At 64.7% G+C, this 3,015-nt stretch carries 3 protein-coding genes and 1 pseudogene; 3 read left to right on the top strand and 1 reads right to left on the bottom strand.

Features of this window, described 5'->3' with window-relative positions; all coding sequences use genetic code 11:
• From EOA33_RS30155 to EOA33_RS30145, 3 genes and pseudogenes are all read left to right on the top strand, one after another.
• Nucleotides 1–86, top strand: a pseudogene (locus EOA33_RS30155) (30S ribosomal protein S4); the annotation flags it as partial.
• A 160-nt stretch (nucleotides 87–246) separates the two neighbouring features.
• Nucleotides 247–1,104: a tRNA 2-thiocytidine(32) synthetase TtcA gene (ttcA, locus tag EOA33_RS30150; protein WP_189375669.1), complete on the top strand. Its 858-nt coding sequence runs from the start codon at nucleotides 247–249 to the stop codon at nucleotides 1,102–1,104.
• 10 nt (nucleotides 1,105–1,114) lie between these two features.
• Nucleotides 1,115–1,942: an inositol monophosphatase family protein gene (locus EOA33_RS30145; RefSeq protein ID WP_127407304.1), complete on the top strand. Its 828-nt coding sequence runs from the start codon at nucleotides 1,115–1,117 to the stop codon at nucleotides 1,940–1,942.
• A gap of 15 nt (nucleotides 1,943–1,957) precedes the next feature.
• Here EOA33_RS30145 and EOA33_RS30140 read toward each other — a convergent pair.
• The coding region (locus tag EOA33_RS30140) for a multidrug effflux MFS transporter (protein ID WP_127407303.1) at nucleotides 1,958–3,015 on the bottom strand (1,058 nt) is incomplete at its 5' end.

Genomic DNA, 3,015 nt, shown 5'->3' with positions numbered 1-3,015 from the left:
CCTTCGCGCGCATCCCCGGCCTGTCGGATGTTCCGTTCGCCGTGCAGATGGAACCGAACCTGGTCGTCGAATTCTATTCGCGCTGATTGCTGGTTCAGCAACCTATCGAAAGGCCGCCCAGTGGGCGGCCTTTTTTGCTTTGGCGGATCCGCCGTGCGGCCGCGCCGCAGAAATCGATTTCGATTTCCGGGCCGATGCGCTAATCCGGGCGCCGACACCTGTCCCTGGGGCCGATGCGCCATGAATATGCTGCCAGACGTCAAATCCCTCGAGCCGGTCGGCGACGACACTGAGGGCGGCTTCCATCCGCTGTTTGCCGAGGTGCCGTCGTCGGTCGAGTTCAACAAGCTGCGCAAGCGACTGCTGCGATTGACGCGCCAGGCGATCGAGGACTTCGCCATGGTGAAGCCCGGCGAACGCTGGCTGGTGGCGCTGTCCGGCGGCAAGGATTCCTACGGCCTGCTCGCCCTGCTCCTCGACCTAAAATGGCGTGGCCTGCTGCCGGTCGATCTGCTCGCCTGCAATCTCGACCAGGGCCAGCCGAACTTTCCCAAGCACGTCCTGCCCGACTACCTCAATGCCAACGGCATTGCGCATCGTATCGAATACCAGGACACTTATTCGGTGGTCACCGACAAGCTGCCCGAAGGCAGCACCTATTGCTCGCTCTGCTCGCGACTGCGGCGCGGCCACCTCTACCGCATCGCGCGCGAGGAGGGCTGCGCCGCTCTCGTGCTGGGTCACCACCGCGAGGACATCCTCGAAACCTTCTTCATGAACCTGTTCCATGGCGGTCGCCTTGCCGCAATGCCGCCGAAACTCCTCAACGATGAAGGCGACGTCATGGTACTGCGGCCGCTCGCCTATAACGCTGAGGCCGATCTCGAGAAATTCGCCGACGCGATGCAGTTCCCGATCATCCCCTGCGATCTCTGCGGCAGCCAGGAAGGCCTGCAGCGCAATGCCATGAAGGCGATGCTGGACGACATCGAAAGGCGCATGCCCGGCCGCAAGGACACGATGATCCGCGCCATGACGAATGTGCGGCCCTCGCATCTGCTCGACAGGAAGCTGTTCGACTTCGCCGCCCTCAACGACAGGTAAGACGATCCCTATGACAATTGACGATAGCGCCATCGACTGGCTTGCCGGTCTCCTCTCCGACGCGGCCACTGCCGAGATCATGCCGCGCTTTCGCCGGCTGGGCGAAGGCGACATCCGCCAGAAGACATCGGCCGCCGATCTGGTGACCGAGGCCGACGTCAATGCCGAGCGGCTGATCACGGCAAGGCTGCGCGAGCGCTATCCCTCGGCCATGATCGTTGGCGAGGAGGCCTGCTCCGACAATCCGGCGCTGCTCGGCGGTCTCGGCGATGCCGAGCTCGCCTTTGTCATCGATCCGGTCGACGGCACCTTCAACTTCGCCTCCGGCGTGCCGCTGTTCGGCGTCATGCTGGGCGTTGTCGTCAAGGGCGAGACCGTCGCCGGCATCATCCACGACCCCGTCGGCAAGGACTGGCTGATCGGCGCCAAAGGCGCAGGCAGCCACATCCGCCACGCCGATGGCTCGCTGGAGAAGGTGCGCGTCGCGGCGGCCGTGCCGATCTCGCAAATGACGGGCGCCGTCTCCTGGCAATACCTGCCGGAACCCGAGCGCTCGCGGCTCGCCCGCAACCAGACCAAGGCGCTGTCGCAGTTCGGCTATCGCTGCGCGGCGCACGAATACCGGCTGCTCGCCAGCGGCCACGCGCATTTCGTCGTCTACAACAAGCTGATGCCGTGGGATCATCTGGCCGGCGTGCTGATCCACCAGGAAGCGGGTGGCTACGCGGCGCGGATCGACGGCAGCGCCTATCTGCCCTCGCATGTCGACGGCGGCATCCTGGTCGCCCCCGACAAGGACAGCTGGCAGGAGCTGCGCCGCGAACTCTGGGCCGACTAAGACCTTAGGCTGGGCTCACACCGGCGGGTTATGCGGCTGGAACAGCCTGCCGCGCTCGGCAATCAGGATCATCAGCAGCGCCGCGACCGACACGCTGCAGAAGCCGGCGGCGAGCGGCGTCACCGTGCCGTTGTAGGCCAGGCCGATCGCCGCTCCGATCAGGGCGCCGAGAAAGGTCTGCATGAAGCCCAGGATGGATGCAGCAGTCCCGGCGAGTTCGCCGAGCGGCTCCATGGCGAGCGCGTTGAAATTCGCGCCCAGGCCACCGAACGGCACCATGGCGCCGGCAAATAAGGTGATGAAGAGCCAGAGCGGCATGGTCATTTCGAGCGAGACGACCAGCCAGGCAAGACTGATGCAGAGGAACACAAGCAGCGCACCTTGCGACAGTCGACGCATGCCAACCTGTCCGACCAGCCGCGAGTTGAGGTAATTCGAGAAAGCGAGCGCGGCGGCGACGCCGGCGAAGATCAGCGGGAACAGCTCGCCGACATGGAAGATGTCGACATAGATCTGCTGCGCGGAACTGATGAAGCCGAACATGGCGGCGAAGATGAAGGTGCTGGCGAAGGCATAGCACAGCGTGAGACGGTTGGTGAGCACGATGCGGAAACCATCGACGACCGCGCTGACCGTCAGTGGCCGGCGATATTCCGGATGCAGCGTCTCCGGCAGGCGCAGCACCGCCCACGCCGATATGATCAACGCCCCGACGGCCATGGTCACGAAGATCCAGTGCCAGCTTGCAAACAACATGACGAACTGGCCAATGCCAGGCGCGACGACCGGGATCGCCATGAACACCATGAAGATCAGGGACATCACTTCGGCCATGCGCCGCCCCTCGAACGTATCGCGCACGATCGAGACGGCGATGACGCGGGTCGCGGCGGCGCCGAAGCCTTGTATGAGGCGGCAGGTGAGCAACAAGGCGAAACTCGGCGCGACGGCGGCTGCAGCCGCGGCGGCGACATAGACGATCAGGCCGAAGACCAGCGGCGCGCGACGCCCGAATCGATCCGAGATCGGCCCGAAGAAAAGCTGCCCGCCGCCGAAGCCGAGCATATAGGCGG

Source organism: Mesorhizobium sp. M4A.F.Ca.ET.050.02.1.1, from assembly GCF_003997725.1.
Lineage (GTDB): Bacteria > Pseudomonadota > Alphaproteobacteria > Rhizobiales > Rhizobiaceae > Mesorhizobium.
Note: the sequence above shows the minus strand (reverse complement) of the source record. Positions and strands in the feature narration are given on the sequence as shown.

Coding starts and splice junctions, on each gene's coding strand:
- EOA33_RS30145 (WP_127407304.1), top strand. CDS start 1,115: ATGACAATTGACGATAGCGCCATCGACTGGCTTGCCGGTCTCCTCTCC.
- ttcA (WP_189375669.1), top strand. CDS start 247: ATGCTGCCAGACGTCAAATCCCTCGAGCCGGTCGGCGACGACACTGAG.